This is a genomic window from Arthrobacter sp. KKT183, assembly GCF_055657625.1.
Window position 1 is genome coordinate 1303140 of sequence record NZ_CM145770.1, and the last position, 16391, is coordinate 1319530.

Annotated in this window: 18 protein-coding genes and 1 tRNA gene; 14 read left to right on the top strand and 5 right to left on the bottom strand. The window is 62.4% G+C overall.

The window, feature by feature from the left end:
* Positions 1 to 9 precede the first annotated feature (9 nt).
* The 7 genes from ACZ2GY_RS06195 (at position 10) to ACZ2GY_RS06225 (ending at position 6284) form a co-directional block, all read left to right on the top strand.
* Positions 10 to 921 (top strand): segregation and condensation protein A, encoded by a 912-nt coding sequence (locus tag ACZ2GY_RS06195; RefSeq protein ID WP_471673294.1) that lies wholly within the window; start codon positions 10 to 12, stop codon positions 919 to 921.
* Positions 905 to 1564: an SMC-Scp complex subunit ScpB gene (scpB, locus tag ACZ2GY_RS06200; protein ID WP_404800706.1), complete on the top strand. Its 660-nt coding sequence runs from the start codon at positions 905 to 907 to the stop codon at positions 1562 to 1564. The genes ACZ2GY_RS06195 and scpB overlap by 17 nt, the downstream gene beginning before the upstream one ends.
* A 23-nt stretch (positions 1565 to 1587) precedes the next feature.
* Positions 1588 to 2760: a pseudouridine synthase gene (locus tag ACZ2GY_RS06205; RefSeq protein WP_471673295.1), complete on the top strand. Its 1173-nt coding sequence runs from the start codon at positions 1588 to 1590 to the stop codon at positions 2758 to 2760.
* A 3-nt stretch (positions 2761 to 2763) separates the two neighbouring features.
* Positions 2764 to 3876, top strand: a complete 1113-nt coding sequence (locus ACZ2GY_RS06210) for a prephenate dehydrogenase (protein WP_471673296.1) — start codon at positions 2764 to 2766, stop codon at positions 3874 to 3876.
* Entirely contained in the window at positions 3873 to 4571 is a 699-nt protein-coding gene (cmk, locus tag ACZ2GY_RS06215; RefSeq protein WP_346028392.1) for a (d)CMP kinase, read from the top strand. Before ACZ2GY_RS06210 ends, cmk begins: the two co-directional genes overlap by 4 nt.
* Positions 4572 to 4589: 18 nt before the next feature.
* Positions 4590 to 6122, top strand: a complete 1533-nt coding sequence (gene der / locus ACZ2GY_RS06220) for a ribosome biogenesis GTPase Der (RefSeq protein ID WP_346028391.1) — start codon at positions 4590 to 4592, stop codon at positions 6120 to 6122.
* An 88-nt stretch (positions 6123 to 6210) separates the two neighbouring features.
* Positions 6211 to 6284: transfer RNA gene (locus ACZ2GY_RS06225), tRNA-Pro, on the top strand.
* A gap of 81 nt (positions 6285 to 6365) precedes the next feature.
* On the opposite strand, the gene ACZ2GY_RS06230 is transcribed toward ACZ2GY_RS06225, so the two are convergent.
* Positions 6366 to 7394 (bottom strand): ion channel, encoded by a 1029-nt coding sequence (locus ACZ2GY_RS06230; RefSeq protein ID WP_471673297.1) that lies wholly within the window; start codon positions 7392 to 7394, stop codon positions 6366 to 6368.
* Positions 7395 to 7510: 116 nt separating this feature from the next.
* Here ACZ2GY_RS06230 and ACZ2GY_RS06235 point away from each other — a divergent pair, with 116 nt between their 5' ends.
* Together ACZ2GY_RS06235 and ligD are read left to right on the top strand one after the other, a co-directional pair.
* The gene (locus tag ACZ2GY_RS06235; protein WP_471673298.1) at positions 7511 to 8350 is read left to right on the top strand and encodes a siderophore-interacting protein; all 840 of its coding nucleotides are present in this window, start codon (positions 7511 to 7513) and stop codon (positions 8348 to 8350) included.
* 88 nt (positions 8351 to 8438) lie between these two features.
* Complete coding sequence (gene ligD / locus ACZ2GY_RS06240; protein WP_471673299.1) at positions 8439 to 9461, top strand: non-homologous end-joining DNA ligase; 1023 nt, start codon at positions 8439 to 8441, stop codon at positions 9459 to 9461.
* Between the two features lie 6 nt (positions 9462 to 9467).
* Here ligD and ACZ2GY_RS06245 read toward each other — a convergent pair whose 3' ends face one another.
* From ACZ2GY_RS06245 to ACZ2GY_RS06255, 3 genes are all read right to left on the bottom strand, one after another.
* Positions 9468 to 10124 carry a hypothetical protein gene (locus ACZ2GY_RS06245; RefSeq protein ID WP_471673300.1) on the bottom strand — a complete coding sequence of 219 codons (657 nt, stop codon included), beginning with the start codon at positions 10122 to 10124 and terminating at the stop codon, positions 9468 to 9470.
* A gap of 302 nt (positions 10125 to 10426) precedes the next feature.
* The gene (locus ACZ2GY_RS06250; protein ID WP_471673301.1) at positions 10427 to 11071 is read right to left on the bottom strand and encodes a DUF6318 family protein; all 645 of its coding nucleotides are present in this window, start codon (positions 11069 to 11071) and stop codon (positions 10427 to 10429) included.
* A 95-nt stretch (positions 11072 to 11166) separates the two neighbouring features.
* Positions 11167 to 12216, bottom strand: a complete 1050-nt coding sequence (locus tag ACZ2GY_RS06255) for an ATP-dependent DNA ligase (RefSeq protein WP_471673302.1) — start codon at positions 12214 to 12216, stop codon at positions 11167 to 11169.
* A 213-nt stretch (positions 12217 to 12429) separates the two neighbouring features.
* On the opposite strand from ACZ2GY_RS06255, the gene gcvH reads away from it, so the two are divergent.
* The 5 genes from gcvH to ACZ2GY_RS06280 all read left to right on the top strand — a co-directional run bounded on the left by gcvH (position 12430) and on the right by ACZ2GY_RS06280 (position 15422).
* Positions 12430 to 12816: a glycine cleavage system protein GcvH gene (gcvH, locus tag ACZ2GY_RS06260; protein WP_277357842.1), complete on the top strand. Its 387-nt coding sequence runs from the start codon at positions 12430 to 12432 to the stop codon at positions 12814 to 12816.
* Between the two features lie 77 nt (positions 12817 to 12893).
* On the top strand, positions 12894 to 13370 hold the full coding sequence (locus ACZ2GY_RS06265; RefSeq protein ID WP_056547075.1) for an FHA domain-containing protein: 477 nt from the start codon (positions 12894 to 12896) through the stop codon (positions 13368 to 13370).
* Positions 13371 to 13378: 8 nt separating this feature from the next.
* Positions 13379 to 14128 carry a transcriptional regulator FtsR gene (gene ftsR, locus ACZ2GY_RS06270; RefSeq protein WP_471673303.1) on the top strand — a complete coding sequence of 250 codons (750 nt, stop codon included), beginning with the start codon at positions 13379 to 13381 and terminating at the stop codon, positions 14126 to 14128.
* Positions 14129 to 14137: 9 nt separating this feature from the next.
* Positions 14138 to 14647 (top strand): bifunctional nuclease family protein, encoded by a 510-nt coding sequence (locus tag ACZ2GY_RS06275; protein ID WP_277357841.1) that lies wholly within the window; start codon positions 14138 to 14140, stop codon positions 14645 to 14647.
* 181 nt (positions 14648 to 14828) lie between these two features.
* Positions 14829 to 15422: a MerR family transcriptional regulator gene (locus ACZ2GY_RS06280; RefSeq protein ID WP_056547084.1), complete on the top strand. Its 594-nt coding sequence runs from the start codon at positions 14829 to 14831 to the stop codon at positions 15420 to 15422.
* Between the two features lie 81 nt (positions 15423 to 15503).
* On the opposite strand, the gene ACZ2GY_RS06285 is transcribed toward ACZ2GY_RS06280, so the two are convergent.
* Positions 15504 to 16331, bottom strand: coding sequence for a ParA family protein (locus ACZ2GY_RS06285; RefSeq protein ID WP_471673304.1), 828 nt, complete (start codon positions 16329 to 16331; stop codon positions 15504 to 15506).
* Positions 16332 to 16391 lie beyond the last annotated feature (60 nt).

Consider the following 16391-nt stretch of genomic DNA (forward strand, 5'->3'; position numbering starts at 1 on the left):
CCCCGCCTGATGGCGCAGGACGCTCACGACGACGGCGGCGCCCCCCTCGCGCTGCCGGAGCCTGAGAAGGCCGGGCGGTTCGAAGTCCGGCTCGACAACTTCAACGGACCGTTTGACCTTTTGTTGAGCCTCATCTCCAAGCATGAGCTGAACATCACCGAGATTGCCCTCGCGAAGGTCACCGACGAGTTTATCGGCTACATCCGCGCTTTCAGCGCAGTCGGGGACAGTTTTTCACTGGACGAAGCAAGCGAGTTCCTTGTCATCGCCGCGACCCTCCTGGATCTCAAAGCGGCGCGGTTGTTGCCATCGGGGGAGGTTGAGGACGAGGAGGACATCGCACTGCTCGAGGCCCGTGACCTTCTCTTCGCGCGCCTGCTGCAATACAAGGCATTCAAGGAAATCGCCCGGCAGTTGGGCACGCGCCTCGCCGAAGAGGCCGGACGCTTCCCGCGTGAGGTAGCGCTTGAACCGCAGCTCGCCGCAATGATGCCCGAGCTCACCTGGCGAATGTCGCCTTCGGACTTCGCCGCGATCGCGGCGAAAGCGCTGGAGCCCCGCGAACCGGCGCCTACCGAAGTGGGCATTGGTCACCTCCACGCTCCGGCAGTAAGCGTCCGCGAGCAAGCCGACATCATCGGGCACCGCCTGCGGGAGCAGGGAGTCCTGTCCTTCCGTCAGCTCACGGCAGACGCGGACTCACTTGTTGTCGTCGTCGCCCGTTTTCTTGCCCTGCTGGAAATGTTCCGGGACATGGTCATCACCATGGACCAGGCCGCGCCGCTGGGGGAGCTGACTGTCCGGTGGTCGGCGGGGGAGCGGGACTGGTCAGCGGAGCGCATCAGCGAGGAATACGATCAGGACGTGTCGCCGGTTGTGGATGAGAACGCAGAAGGAGGAGTCCGTGAGCGAGCGAACTGAAACACCTGACGGCACTCGCGGTGAGCCGGGCGAGGGGTCGGTGACTGACGTCGCCTCTTTATCCGGCGGAGTGCCGGCCGCAGTCGAGGCCGTGCTCCTTGTCGTTGAGGAACCGGTGACCGAGATGCAGTTGGCCACAGCGCTGGAAGTTCCTGTCCAGCAGGTGCAGGAAGCGCTCGCGGAATTGATGGCCGAGTATGACGGCTATACTGGTCAGGGCCCGGAACCCGGACCAACGCGGCGTCGGGGTATTGAGCTCCGAAATGTCGCCGGCGGGTGGCGGTTCTATACGCGCAGCGAGTTCGCTGCCGTCGTCGGACGGTTTGTTCTCGACGGACAGAGTGCGCGGCTTTCGCAGGCAGCTCTGGAAACCCTCGCCGTCATCGCCTACCGGCAACCGGTCTCACGCTCGCGGGTGTCGGCAATCCGCGGGGTGAATGTGGACTCCGTGGTCCGCACCCTTGTTCAACGTGGACTTGTCGCCGATGTTGCTACCGATCCGGAGACCGGCGCGGTGCTCTACGGAACAACACCGCTTTTTCTGGAAAGATTGGGTATTGGCACCGTTGCCGATCTGCCCAAGCTTTCTCCGCACCTGCCCGGACTGGAAAACCTGCAGGACTTCGATCACACCACGTACTGACGTACAACAGCTAAGGACTTTCAATGACACAGGCGCCCCGCTCCGGATCCGGAAGGAACCGCGACGGCCGTAATCCTGCCTCCGATTCCGCGGGCAGGCCCGCCAGGGACGCCGGTGACGCGAAGCCCGCACGCGCAGGCAGGGAGTACGACGGCCCCAAACGCACCGGTGCTCCCAAGAGTGCGGGCGCAGGCGGTTACAAAGGAGCCGGTGCTGGCAAGAGCGCAGGCGGTTACAAGGGTGCCGGTGCTCCGAAGAGTGCGGGCGCAGGCGGTTACAAGGGTGCCGGTGCTCCCAAGAGTGGCGGCGCAGGCAAGGGCGCTCCGAAAGCAGCGCGCAGCGGTCAGCGTGGTGCTTCCGCCGGGTCAGCGCCCTTTGGCAAGGAGCGGTTCGGCCGCAATCTCGGCGCAGTGCACCGCCCCCGCCGCCCCAAGGCTCCGCCCGTCGACCGGCTCGATGTGCACAATCCCGACGGCGTCCGCCTGCAGAAGATCATGGCGTCCGCCGGCGTCGCCTCCCGCCGGGTGTGCGAGGACATGATCCGTGACGGCCGCGTCGAGGTTGACGGCACCATAGTGACGGACCTCGGCGTGCGCGTCGATGCATCGACCGCAGCGATCCACGTCGATGGCCTCCGTCTTCAGCTCAACGAGACCATGATGTACTACGCCTTCAACAAGCCCAAGGGTGTCGTTTCCACTATGGAAGACCCCGAAGGCCGCCCCTGCATCAGCGACTTCCTGAAGAACCGCAAGGGCGAGCGTCTCTTTCACATCGGCCGCCTCGACGTCGCAACCGAAGGCCTGCTGCTGCTGACCAACGACGGCGAACTCACCAACCGCCTGACGCATCCGTCCTTCGAGGTGCCTAAGACCTACCTGGTGCAGGTCCGTGGCCCCATGGCCCACGGCATCGGCGCCCAGATGAAGGAAGGCATCGAGCTGGAGGACGGCATCGCCCGGGTCGATTCCTTCAGGCTTGTCGATTCCACTCCTGGACACGTGCTCGTGGAGGTCGTTCTCCACTCGGGCCGCAACCGCGTGGTGCGCCGCTTGTTCGATGCCATCGGGCACCCGGTCGAGCGTCTGGTCCGCACCCAGTTCGGTCCAATTCGCGTCGGCGACCAGCGTCAGGGCAGCATCCGCGTTCTCGGCCGTCAGGAAGTTGGGCACCTCCTGACCGCTGTGGAGATGTAGCCGATGACCGTAACAAACGGCGGCACACACCTGTCGGGGCCCGTGCTTATCGTCGGCACCGGGTTGCTCGGCACCAGTATCGGGCTCGGTCTGCGCGCGCGGGGAATCGATGTTGTCCTGTCGGACATCTCCCCGTCCACCCAGGCCGTGGCGCAGGACATCGGAGCCGGCCGGCCGCTTGAGCCGGCTGATGCCGCATTCGCGCCGGAACTCGTGGTTGTTGCAGCGCCGCCGGACGTCACCGGTGCGCTCGTGATTGATGCGCTGGCAGCCTATCCGGCTGCCGTCGTCGTCGATATTGCAAGTGTCAAGGATGCGGTGCTGAAGTCGGTTCTGGAAGCAGCCGACGACGACGCCCTCTCACGCTATGTAGGCACCCACCCGATGGCGGGGCGCGAGAAATCCGGGCCGGTAGCGGCCCGCGGTGAGCTTTTCACGTCCATGCCGTGGGTGATCTGCGCATCCCATCGGAGTGCTCCGGAAGCGGTACGCACGGCCGAGGCCCTGGCTATCGACCTGGGCGCAGTCGTATCGCGGATGACCGCTGAGGAACATGACCAGTCAGTTGCGGTCATTTCACATCTGCCGCAGGTCTTGTCGTCCCTCCTGGCGAGCCGGCTGCAGGACACGCCCGCACACGCGCTGTCCCTCGCCGGGAACGGGCTCCGGGACGTGACGCGTATCGCCGCGAGCGACCCCCGGCTGTGGGTCCAGATCCTGTCGGCGAATGCCGGCCGGCTCGTGGAGATTCTCTACGGGGTGCGCGAGGATCTGAACCGGCTGATCGGGACGCTCGAAAATCCGGTGGGGGAGGGCGCCCGCCTGGACATGGCACAGCTGATGGCCGAGGGAAACATCGGCCAGGCACGCATTCCAGGCAAGCACGGCACACCGCCGGAAGCCTTCGCCCGGCTTACCGTGCTGGTCGATGACGTTCCGGGGCAGATCGCGCGGTTGCTCACCGACATCGGGGAAACCGGAATCAACCTTGAGGACCTCCGCCTGGAACATTCACCTGAGCGGCAGGTGGGCATGGCCGAGGTCTCCGTACTGCCCGGCAAGCGGCACGAGCTCACCGATTTCCTGACGAACCGCGGTTGGAAGGTGGTCCAGTGACTGTATCTCTCGCCCACTTCCGATTGGGCAAATCACTTGTCGTGGCCATCGACGGGCCGTCCGGTTCGGGCAAGTCCAGCGTCAGCCGGGAAACTGCCCGACGGCTTCACGCGGCCTACCTCGACACCGGCGCAATGTACCGTGCGGTGACACTTCACTGCCTCGAGAAGGGCGTCGATTTCTCCGACGCCGGCGCGGTGGAACGAGCCTCCCGTGAACTCGATCTGTCCATCAGTACCCGGCCGGATACCGAGTCAGTATTGATCAGCGGAATCGACGTCACGGACGCCATCCGCGAACCGCAGGTTTCGCAGGCCGTCAGCGCCGTCGCGACCACCCTCGGTGCGCGCAGCGAACTGATCCGCCGGCAGCGCCAGATCATTGCCGACTCCCACCACCGCATCGTGGCAGAAGGCAGGGACATCACCACCGTCGTCGCCCCTGACGCGGAAGTACGCATCCTGCTGACCGCCAGCGAGGAGGCGCGGCTTCGGCGACGCGGGGATCAGCTCGGCGGTACCCAGACAGTCGAGCAACTGAAGCAGCAGGTCCTTGCGCGTGACGCAAAGGACTCCTCAGTGGTGAATTTTCAGCAGGCCGCAAACGGTGTAGTTACCGTTGACTCATCGGACCTGGATTTTGAGCAGACAGTGGCGGCGGTGCTCGACGTCGTTCGCACTGTCGCCCACCAATAAAACGAAGGATCGCGAAATATGAGCGAGAACCAGACCGGACTTGAGGAAGAGTACGAGCCCACGGGCGAGGACTCCGTATCCGAACACATCCACGCCCTGGATGACGCAGAGGCTGAGCGCCGCGCTGAATCGCTGCGCGCCGGTCTGGAGGACTATGAGCTGGACGAGGAGGACGCAGCCCTCCTCGCGCAGGAGTTGGGCGATTACGACGACGACGCCCCGGTCCGGCTGGATCCGGTCCTTGCGATCGTCGGGCGTCCCAACGTCGGCAAGTCGACGCTCGTTAACCGCATCCTCGGACGCCGCGAGGCAGTCGTGGAGGACACTCCGGGTGTCACGCGTGACCGCGTGATGTACTCGGCCACCTGGAACGGCAACGACTTCACGCTGGTGGACACCGGCGGTTGGGAACATGATGCGCGCGGTATTCACGCTCGCGTCGCCGACCAGGCTGAGGCCGCCGTCGACCTCGCCGATGCCGTGCTGCTTGTTGTGGATGCAACGGTCGGGGCTACCGCCACCGACGAGGCGATCGTGCGGATGCTGCGGCGCAAGAAGAGGCCGGTCATCCTGGTCGCCAATAAGGTCGACGACATCCAGAATGAGGCCGATGCCGCAGCGCTCTGGTCGCTTGGCTTCGGCGAGCCGATGCCGGTGTCCGCGTTGCACGGCCGCGGTACGGCGGACATGCTGGACAGGGCTGTTGAGCTCATGCCGGAGTTTTCCGAGCACGGCGGACTGGAGCGTTCCGGCGGCCCGCGCCGGGTTGCGCTGATCGGGCGTCCGAACGTCGGCAAGTCCTCACTGCTGAACAAGTTGGCAGGTACCGAGCGGGTTGTCGTTGACCCGTTGGCCGGCACCACGCGCGATCCCGTGGACGAGATGATCGAGCTCGGTGGCCGTGTGTGGCGCTTCGTCGATACTGCGGGCATCCGCCGACGCCAGCATATGGCGCAGGGCGCCGATTTCTATGCGTCGCTGCGCACTCAGTCCGCGCTGGAGAAGGCGGAGGTCGCCGTCGTCCTCCTCGCGGTTGATGAGGTGCTCAGTGAGCAGGATGTGCGGATCCTCAATCTGACCATTGAATCCGGCCGTGCGCTGGTGCTCGCGTTCAACAAGTGGGACCTGCTCGACGACGAACGCCGCCGCTACCTGGAGCGCGAGATCGAGCAGGACCTGGCGCACGTGGAGTGGGCGCCACGCGTCAATCTTTCCGCGATGACCGGCTGGCACAAGGACCGTCTTGTACCTGCACTTGATCGGGCGCTCGAGTCCTGGGACAAGCGCATCCCCACCGGCAAACTGAACGCGTTCCTTGGTGAGCTCGTTGCAGCCCATCCGCACCCGGTGCGCGGTGGAAAGCAGCCGCGCATCCTGTTTGGGACGCAGGCCTCATCGCGTCCTCCGCGTTTTGTCCTCTTCACCACCGGATTCCTCGACCCGGGATACCGCCGGTTCATCACGCGCCGCCTGCGTGAGACGTTCGGTTTCGAGGGGACGCCGATCGAGGTTTCGATGCGCGTTCGGGAGAAGCGCGGACGCAAGAAGTAGATGCATCGTCGCCCTGCACCGGTTCGCTGGTCAGGGCAGCGATAGGATAGGATTCTTGAGGTGGTTCGGACCGTATGTCCGCGCCAATCGGGATGTGGCGCAGCTTGGTAGCGCACCTGACTGGGGGTCAGGGGGTCGCAGGTTCAAATCCTGTCATCCCGACAGCGAGGTCCCGGAAACTTACGGTTTCCGGGACCTTTTTCCTTCCCCGGGCGTCCTTCGGGGCGGAGTTTCCGCTCCCCGCTACCTGGACATGGCGCCGGTGATTTCCTGCGCTGAGAGCCTGCGTTCGCCTACATAATAGAGAACTGAGCCGGCAGGCAGCGGCGAGTCCCATCCGGGATTGATGACGGCTCCTTCGTGTTGAACTGCAAGCACCGTCGTAGTGAACTTTCGCCCCAATGCTTCCTGCACCTGGCCGAAGTTCATGGTCGACAGCGTGTTCGGCAGCGTTGTGCTGTAGGTATTCCTGCCCCCATGGGACATCAGGTCCGCGTAGACAATTGCAATACCCGGGTCTTGGAGTTCTTCGATAGCGAGACGCGGTGAGTGCCACTGGACGCAGCGGACGTCGTCGTCCACGTAGGAGAAGTTGCGGGCGCGGCTCATATCCCGCAACGTGACAACGATGTGCGCGTCGGGGTTTACGTGCGTGGCAGCCACAGTGATGGTCAGCGCTTCATTATCATCCCGAGCGTCGATGAGGATCCGCGTTGCGCGATGGACCCCGGCACGCTTCAGCACGCCTTCTTCGGCGAGGTCACCGCGGACAAAGCCGAGGTTGGCGTGGTCCGACGTGGGGTTTTCGGCGACGTCTTCCCAGGTGCATAGCGCCACTGGGTCAGCGCTGTCTGCCAGGATCTCCTGCACCAGCCGTTCGGTGCGGCCGGGCGTGTAGCCGACAATCACCAGGTGGTCCGACATATCGAGGTCTGACTGACCCTTCATGCGCCGTCCTTTCGCGTTTTCGATCGCGGTTGCGATGCGGGTGAATAGCGTGGTCAGGGTAACGATGCCGCCGATGATGACGTAGACGCCAACAAGGTGCCCGCCGACTGTAGTGGGAAAGAAATCGCCGTAACCGACAGTGGAAGCCGTAACCATGAACCACCACCAGTAGTTCTCTGGTGACGTGATGGTGTTGCTGGATGGCTCTGCCCATGCCATGAGCGGCCAACTGGTCAGGAACACTGTAAGGATAATGAGACCCGGCGCCACCCAGATGCGGGAGCGGCCAAGTCGGCGAATCAAGCGGGAGAGTACAAACGGCACCCGGCGTTCCTTCCTGGGGATGGGCGATCACTCTCTGACCCTATGCCCTTGGGCCCGGCACGCTTCGAGCCCGTGAAGATTCAGTGGAACGTGTCCGGGCGTGAGAAGTTGGATGTGTGAATAATGTCCCGAAGAAGGCAAAGCCGGCGCGGCCGCAGCTTATTTTTGATGTCGTGAGTGCTTCCTGGCTGACCCCTCACATGGTGCGGGTGACACTTGGTGGACCTGCATTCGACCAGTTTCAGCGCAAGGACGTCACTGACAGCTATGTGAAGCTCTTGTTCGCGAAGCCGGAACTCGGACTTGAGCCGCCCTACGATCTCGCTGCGCTTCGTGAACAGCTGCCGCCCGAGGACGTTCCGGTCACCCGTACCTACACGGTTCGGCAGGTCAATTCGATTGACCGGACCATCGACATCGATTTTGTCGTTCACGGTGATGAGGGCTTGGCCGGTCCCTGGGCGGCCCAAGCAAAGCAAGGAGACCGGATCGCATTGATGGGCCCGGGTGGAGCCTACGCTCCTGACGCGAATGCCGACTGGCACTTATTTGCCGGTGATGAGTCAGCGCTGCCTGCCATTGCCGCGGCCCTTGAGTACCTGCCGGAGGAGGCTGTGGGCGTTGCTTTCCTTGAGTGCGGCGGAAACGACGACGTCCTCGAGCTCTCGAAACCGTCCGGTGTAGAGATCGTTTGGGTTCACCGTGACGCGCGTGATGACAGGACGAAGTCGCTACTCGCCGCTGCGGTCACCGGATATCAGTGGCCGACTGGACGCGTACAAGTCTTCGCGCACGGCGAGCGGGAATCCATGAAGGCGCTGCGGGACGTCTTCCTCAAGGATCGCGGATTGTCCAAAGACCAGCTCTCATTGTCCGGATATTGGGCTGCTGGGCGTACCGAAGACAAGTTCCAGGCCGAGAAGCGCGAGCCGATTGGTGTGGTCCTCCCTACGTGACCCTTTCGACATGCTCGATCTGCGGCATGCTCGATCTGCGGCGTGCCGCGTCGGGTGCGTTCGTGGTCCTGCAGAGTATGTTGGACGCATGGCATCCGAGGCGACAGTCTTATCCGTTGATGGGCCGCACGGCACCCGCGAAGTACGCATCTCGAGTCCCAGCCGTGTCATGTGGCCGGCACTCGGACTGACGAAGCTTGATCTGGCGACGTACCTCATCGATGTAGGCGACGCCTTCATTGCGGCCAATGGAGACCGTCCGCTCGCGCTGCAGCGTTTTGGGGACAACATCGATGGTGACCAGTTCTTCTCGAAGAACCCGCCGAAGGGTGCACCGGACTATATCCGCTCCGTGAAGGTCGAGTATCCGAGTGCGCGGTCCCACCCGCAGCTGGTGATAGATGAGCCGGCGGCAGCGGTGTGGGCAGCCCAGATGAATACCGTCGTATTTCACCCGTGGCCATCCCGTGCCGAGAACTCGGACAACCCTGACCAGTTACGCATTGACCTCGATCCTCAACCCGGCACCGATTTCGACGACGCCGTGCCGGCTGCGATGGAGCTGCGGAAAGTGCTGCAGGAGGCCGGGCTCAACGCATTTTTGAAGACGTCGGGTAACAGGGGTATCCACGTGTACGCGCCGATTGAGCCCGTGCGGGAGTTCCTTGATGTACGGCATGCGGTGATTGCTGCTGCCCGTGAACTTGAGCGGCGTATGCCTGAGCAGGTGACCACCTCCTGGTGGAAGGAGGAGCGGGGCGAGCGGATCTTCGTCGACTTCAATCAAGCGAACCGGGACCGCACTATCGCAGGTGCATATAGCCCGCGGGCGCTCTCACACGCTCCGGTTTCCTGTCCCATCACGTGGGAAGAGCTTGAGAGGATTCACCCCAAAGACTTCACGATCCTGACGGTGCCGGATCGGCTGCGTACGGTCGGTGACCCGTGGGCCGACTTCCACGAGAAGCCAGGGACTATCGACACGCTGCTCGAATGGTGGCAACGCGACTTGGATTCCGGTCTCGGGGAGCTGCCGTTTCCGCCCGATTACCCCAAGATGCCGGGGGAGCCGCCCAGGGTTCAACCGAGCCGGGCGAAGAAAGACAAGTAGGTCCCGCTAGCATCCCCACGCTGACGGGTTCTCTGAGCAGGTACCGTCCACAAGCCGGTTATCGGAGCGCCAGATACTGATGAGGTGCGGCTCTGATTGGACCGCAGCTTGGCCCGCGATGGGAATCCAGGGTCCGCCATTGACCGAATAGTCCCCATTGAAGCGGGTAGTGAGGACCAGGTTGTAGTCCCCGGTCTCGCCGTAGACATGACTGGTGGGCGTTTCCACCAAGAGCCAGTCCGACTCGGGGACGGCGTTGCCCGCGGTTTGAGTAGTCCGGGTAGTGCCGTCGCCATAGTTCCAGTCGTAGGCCACCGGCCAGGCACGGATGCGCACCTCGTCACCGAGGGTCTCGAAGGCAAACTCTTGTTCTTCAACGTCCGCCCAGAAGTTGTTGTGTCCGCCCAGCAGTCCGAAGTTGTTCGGCTCCGAGATGACGGCAGCGGCGATAATCGGCTGACTCTGGAAGTCCTCCAGGGTGATCACAACTGCGGGTTCCGCAACCTCTCCGCCGTTCGGCGGCTCTGGCGCAGGCGAGCCTGGATAGAGGCAGGTTGTGTTCCCGGTTGGAGTCTCCGTCGGGGGAGTCGTGGAGCTGTCGATAGCGATCCACTCGACCATGGCGCCGTCGGGTTCGGAATCACAGGCAGCGTCTATGATCACGCAATCTGCAGGGCTAAGGAAACTTTCTACACCCTGCAGACACACACGCTCGTATGTATAAGTCACATAGGGGTCGGGCAGCGCTACTGGTGCTTCGCTTCTTGGCGCTTCTGCACTGCCAGTGTCATTGCCAGATGCATCTTCATTCCCTTGCGAGAAGTTTCCTATGCCGACGCCAGTATCAGGGAGGAAACCGACGTCGGGACCAGCGTCCAGAGTTGACCACGCATTCGGTGAAAATAGAAGACTCGAAGCGGTGAGTATAAGGACGCTCGAAACGGTAGCTGCGATTCGTCTCATCGCTATGCGCCCGGCGTGCCAAGATCGAGCATCAGCCAGGAACCCTCAGCGAACACTGCCACCGTTTGCCGTGCCGTTGGCTCGCTGTAAGGGTCTCCCTCCCGAATCACCTCACCTGAAGAGTCGTAGTAAGTGGCAGAGTCCTGTGTTACGAAGGCGAACGAGGAGATGGAACCTGAGGTGTTAGGCACGAATTCGGATTTGAAGGTCTCCAGATTGACGTCACCTCCTCGTAGCCAACCGCCGTCCACGTACACACTCGCAATGGACTCCTCGATGTTGTCGCAAGAAGTGCAACCTTCATCCGTCACCGCATTCAGCGGCTCGAGATCGTTCGTCGCGTATGCGTAGTTCAGCAGCTCAAACCACCACTCCGTGAACGCCTCCAGCCCCTCCACCGTATTCTCGTCCGCAAGGGCCGGCTTTTCCGGAACCGGAATGTTTACGGCGGGCCCTGCTGCGGAAGCGGGAGACGGCGTCGGCGTGGGCGTAGCTGAGGGTGCCTCAGACGCCGAAGGTACTGCTGACGCCGACGGAGATTCCGACGGCGTCTGAGCTGCGCCGGGATCACCACCTGAGCACCCGGCGAGAACAAGAACTGAAAGGGCGGCGCCGGCAAGGGCACACGCCAGGCGAGACTGATTCATGAATTCCCCGAACCTGTGATGAAGTAAGCTGCCAACCATCCTAACCAGAGTCGGTTGACACGCCAGCAGTTATCCACACGCAGGGGTAACAACGCCTAGGCGAGCACCTCGCTGAGGTCGTATGCCGCCGGAATTTCCAGCTGCTCGAACGTACAGGACCGCGCTTCCCTGTCCGGGCGCCACCGATCAAATTGCACCGTGTGCCGGAACCGGTCGCCCTCCATCTGGTCGTACCGCACCTCCATGACCCGTCGCGGATGCAAGCGGACATACGAAACATCCTTCGCGGAAGCGAACCGGCTCCGGTCCGTCTCACCGAGAACAATCTCGCCGTCCTCATCCCGGATGACATCGGGCTCAAGCTCGTCAATCAGTTCCAACCGTCGCTTGTCGGAGAATGCGGAGGCGCCGCCGACATTACGCAACCCACCGCCGTCGTCGTACAGACCCAGAAGAAGCGAACCAACACCCTGACCGCTCTTGTGTACGCGGTAGCCAAGTACAACGACGTCGGCAGTGCGCTTGTGCTTGACCTTGAGCATGCGGCGTTTATTCGGCTCGTAGGCAGCCGCCAGCGGCTTGGCGACCACACCGTCCAGCCCGGCACCCTCGAACTCGACCAGCCAACGCCGAGCGAGCTCGACGTCGTCGGTCACCTGTGAGAGGTGCACCGGTTCGGAAAACATTTCAGCAATTCCCTCCAACGCCTTTCGGCGATCTGAGAAAGGGACATCCAACAGATTGTGTTCGTCAAGACCGAGCAGATCAAAGGCAATGAACGACGCCGGTGTCTCCTTGGCGAGCAGGCGGACCCTGCTGTCGGCTGGGTGGATCCGCTGCGACAGAGCTTCCCAGTCGAGGCGCTCAGCTCCAGGTTCACCGCGGCGGACAACAATCTCTCCGTCGACCACGCACCGCTCAGGTAGGTTCTCAAGGAGTGCCTCTACGAGCTCGGGAAAGTACCGGGTGAGCGTCTTGGACCCGCGGCTGCCGATTTCACACTTCCCGTCCTCCACATGGATAACCGCGCGGAAGCCGTCCCACTTCGGTTCGTAGCTGAGTCCGCCGGGAACGCTGTCTGGCTCCGGGACAGCGTCCACGGCTTTAGCGAGCATCGGCTGAATCGGGAAGGGCAGGTCAGTCATGGATCGATCCTGTCTCATCGAGATCTGAATTTCCATGGACACGGCATATGTGCAGCGCGGTGACGCTGGAATTGAACGTTCCGAAAGAGGTGACGCACGGCATGGGCACTGTGCCTATACTCGTTCCTAAGGCCCCCGATCGGAAGAGAAGGGGCCGCCGCTTATTTACCGCATGCCAGGAATCATCCGTCCGGTGCCCACGAAAGGCCGACAATGAGCAACATTCCCGAAGACCTTTACTACACGGCTGAACACGAATGGGTCACAGCCCCCGACAACAATGGCGTTGTTCGTGTCGGCATCACCGACTTCGCCCAGGATGCGCTCGGCGACGTCGTTTATGTCCAGATGCCGGAGGCCGGCTCCAAAGTAGGTTCATCCGATGTCATCGGTGAAGTTGAATCCACCAAGAGTGTCAGCGACATTTACGCCCCGCTCACCGGCGAGGTCGTCAACCGTAACGAAGCGCTTGACGGCGAGCCTGCCCTGATCAACACCGATCCATACGGCGACGGTTGGCTGCTTGAAATCAAGGTGGAGGATAGCTCGGTGGTCAAGGAGCTTCTCAGTTCGTCGGAATACTCACAGCAGGTAGGCTAGGGTTACCGGCTCAGGCAAACAGATGGTGGCCAGCCGGGTAACCGGTTGGCCACGAGTTTTGGGGAAGGAAATTTTCAATGGTAGGCGAGAACAACGCAGCCGCACAGGACGCTTCGGGATCGCATGTGCCTTCACCTGAAACCACCACAATAGGACTGCCGCCGCAGACCTCCACGTCGGTGGAACCGCGGCTCACTCGCGAGGAACTCGCGGCCGTTGCCGCCCTCCCGGCCGGATCGGCACTGCTGATAGCACACACCGGACCGAATGCCGGTGCTCGTTTCCTTTTGGACGAAGATGTCACGACGGCCGGACGCCACCCGAACGCTGATATTTTCCTCGATGACGTCACGGTTTCTCGCAAGCATGCTGAATTTCGCCGTGAAGCAGAGGGCTTCCGGGTTGTTGACTCCCGCAGCCTCAACGGCACCTATGTCAACAATGATCGCGTAGACAGCGTGGTGCTGCGCAACGGTCACGAAGTGCAGATCGGCAAGTTCCGCCTCACTTTCTATGCTGCCGGGAGCGTGTCGCAGCCGCAGGGTCAGGTCTAGGGACTTTCATGCCCTCCTCCCAGCCGTCCCGGCGACCCGTGGGTGTAGCCCCGGAGCGTGTCAGCGGGAACGTACTGAATATCGGGGAGGTCCTCACTGAGCTGGCCGGGGACTTCCCGCACATCAGTGCCTCCAAGATTCGGTTCCTGGAGGAAAAAGGCCTAATCACTCCTCAGCGCACCCGTGCGGGCTATCGGAAATATACGCCTGTCGACGTCGAGCGGTTGCGTTTTGTCCTGGCCCTCCAACGCGATCAGTACCTGCCGCTTAAAGTCATCAAGGACTACCTCGACGCGGTGGACCGGGGAGAGCGCCCCGAGAACCTGCCCGGCGGTCTCACTCTCGCGCCGCGGATGGTCTCGGAGCAGCTAGGCCGCGAGCTCGGATCGCACGCTCGCCGGCTCACGCGGGAAACCCTGGCCGCGGAGGCAGGTGCACGCCCGGAACTGGTTCGGGACCTCATGGCGTTCGGTCTCATCGCCGAGGTGGAGGGCCGTTTCGATGAACACGCGCTGAAGATCACTCGTGCGTGCGTCCAGTTGGAGTCCCACGGAATCGAGCCGCGGCACCTTCGTCCTTTCCGTGCTGCAGCGGACCGTGAACTCGGTCTTGTTGAGAGCGTCGTCGCCCCGGTCGCCTCCCGCCGGGACGTTGCATCCAAGGCCCGGGCTGCAGAAACCGCTCGCGAAATCAGTGAGCTGTGTCTGAACCTCCACAGCGCCCTCGTCCAGGGCCAGATTGCGCGGATGGAAAATTAGGAGGCAGACATGATCGAGATGGATGTTGTGGGCGTTCGCATCGAGCTGCCGTCCAATCAGCCCCTCGTGCTGCTCAAGGAATCCGCAGGCACGCGCCACATCCCCATCTGGATCGGTGCGCCTGAGGCCAGTGCAATCGCCTTCGTCCAGCAGGGCATTGTTCCGCCGCGGCCCATGACTCATGATCTCCTGGTCAGCATGGTGGCAGCACTGAACCACACCGTAACTGAGGTCCGGATCGTTCGGGTTGAGGATACGGTGTTCCACGCTGAGGTGGTGTTTGAGGACGGAACCACTGTCAGTTCCCGTGCGTCAGATGCCATAGCAATCGCACTGCGTGTGCCATGCCCGATCTACTGTGCCCCACAGGTCATGGAGGACACCGGGGTGGAGATCGCAGAAGCTGACGACGACGACGGCGAGGCGGCTTCCCCCGAAGGCCAGGCTAACGCTGAGCGTGAATTGAAACAGTTCCGCGAGTTCCTGGCCGACGTCGAACCCGAAGACTTTGAGAAGTAAGCAAAAACGACACGGTTGGATTGTTATGTACGGCATCTTTGACCTCGGGCAGCCGGAGATCTAACGTCGAAGCATACAGTTCCCATTGCACTAGCTGTAAACTCAGGGCAACACTCAATAAACCCCTGTGGACCTCGGCTTGCGCCACTTCCCCCCGGGAACCAGAACGAGGAGGCAACACGTGAGTCCGAAAGGCGACGCCGGTACGGGTGCCAACGCGGCCGCTACGGGTACTGCGATACCTGCCAGCGCACAGGGCCTGCTCTTCACCGAAGACCTCCCTGTGTTGGATGAAGACGCGGGTTACCGCGGCCCCACAGCCTGCAAAGCCGCAGGCATCACTTATCGCCAGCTCGATTACTGGGCGCGCACCGGCCTGGTTGAACCGGCGGTCCGGGGCGCCAAGGGATCTGGATCCCAGCGGCTCTACGGTTTCCGGGACATCCTGGTGCTCAAGGTTGTTAAACGTCTGTTGGACACCGGAGTTTCACTTCAGCAAATTCGCAGCGCCGTTGAGCACCTGCGGGAGCGCGGCGTCGAGGATCTTGCGCAGATCACATTGATGAGTGACGGCGCGAGCGTATATGAGTGCACGTCTGCAGACGAAGTGATTGATCTTGTCCAGGGCGGGCAGGGAGTCTTCGGCATCGCCGTCGGGCGTGTATGGCGGGAAGTTGAAGGCAGTCTCGCAGCGCTACCCAGCGAGCACGCAGCCGACCAGAACTTCCCGGATGACGAGTTGAGCAAGCGACGGGAAGCCCGCAAAATCAGCTGACCGGAAGTGTGCATTGTGCCCCGCCCCGAGCGGGGCATTTTTGTGTCCTGCGTCAGGATTGAATAGATCGCAGGCCGTGCTTTAGCGGCGCGCCACGCGATTGCGCATACGGCCGGAATCGAGCAGCGCACGGAGCAAATCATCGAAGTACCCGGCGGCCTGCTTGGCCGATTCACCCGGCCAGTGGTGCACCGCGTGCGCCGCGCCCTGGATCTGCTGCCAGTTGGCCTGTTCTGCGATGGTTGGGCTGAGCAGGAGGTCGCCGAACATCTGCTTCATCTCGTTCAACCGGAAGGTGTGCTCATTGGAACCGGTGCGCACCCGGTTGGCCACTATCCCTGCGGGTGTGAGGTTCGGTGCAAACTCGTTCTTGAAAAGTTCAATGGCCCGCATGGTCCGTTCAGTGCCGGCAACGGAGAACAGTCCGGGCTCGGCAACAAGCAGAACCCTGTTGCTCGCAGTCCAGGCCATGCGCGTGAGGCCGTTCAGCGAAGGTGGGCAGTCAATCAGGACAAGGCGGTAATCCTCGACCCGTTCCAGCAGCATCGACAGGCGGCGTAAGTCGCGCTTTCCCAAATCGGGGCGGTCGTAAATGCCAGAGTACGCAGAGCCGATCGCGACATCGAGGACGGGAGCCGTGCCGTTCGAGCCGCGCTTGACGGCGTTACTCACCCAACCGCTTGGCGCCACATTGGCTGCAAGATCTCCCCGACGTGCATTCTTCAGCAGGCGGCCGATGTCAGTCTGGTCGCCGGCTTGAACACCCAGTCCGGTGGTGGCGTCCGCGTGGGGATCGAGATCAACAACAAGTGTGGGGATTCCAGCGGAGATCGCCGCCGATGCGAGTCCAAGGGTGACCGAGGTCTTGCCGACCCCACCTTTGAGGCTGCTGATGCTCACTACTTGCACTTGTTGAACCAATACCTAACGTTGAGATGCCCGGATCGCAGGATCTATGGTGCCCGCACA

Bases quoted from the DNA above. Each gene is read 5' to 3' on its own strand.
- ligD (WP_471673299.1), top strand. From the start codon at position 8,439: ATGGCATCCGAGGCGACAGTCTTATCCGTTGATGGGCCGCACGGCACC.
- gcvH (WP_277357842.1), top strand. From the start codon at position 12,430: ATGAGCAACATTCCCGAAGACCTTTACTACACGGCTGAACACGAATGG.
- ACZ2GY_RS06205 (WP_471673295.1), top strand. From the start codon at position 1,588: ATGACACAGGCGCCCCGCTCCGGATCCGGAAGGAACCGCGACGGCCGT.
- ACZ2GY_RS06250 (WP_471673301.1), bottom strand. From the start codon at position 11,071: ATGAATCAGTCTCGCCTGGCGTGTGCCCTTGCCGGCGCCGCCCTTTCA.
- ftsR (WP_471673303.1), top strand. From the start codon at position 13,379: ATGCCCTCCTCCCAGCCGTCCCGGCGACCCGTGGGTGTAGCCCCGGAG.
- ACZ2GY_RS06210 (WP_471673296.1), top strand. From the start codon at position 2,764: ATGACCGTAACAAACGGCGGCACACACCTGTCGGGGCCCGTGCTTATC.
- ACZ2GY_RS06265 (WP_056547075.1), top strand. From the start codon at position 12,894: ATGGTAGGCGAGAACAACGCAGCCGCACAGGACGCTTCGGGATCGCAT.
- der (WP_346028391.1), top strand. From the start codon at position 4,590: ATGAGCGAGAACCAGACCGGACTTGAGGAAGAGTACGAGCCCACGGGC.
- ACZ2GY_RS06195 (WP_471673294.1), top strand. From the start codon at position 10: ATGGCGCAGGACGCTCACGACGACGGCGGCGCCCCCCTCGCGCTGCCG.
- ACZ2GY_RS06255 (WP_471673302.1), bottom strand. From the start codon at position 12,216: ATGACTGACCTGCCCTTCCCGATTCAGCCGATGCTCGCTAAAGCCGTG.
- ACZ2GY_RS06275 (WP_277357841.1), top strand. From the start codon at position 14,138: ATGATCGAGATGGATGTTGTGGGCGTTCGCATCGAGCTGCCGTCCAAT.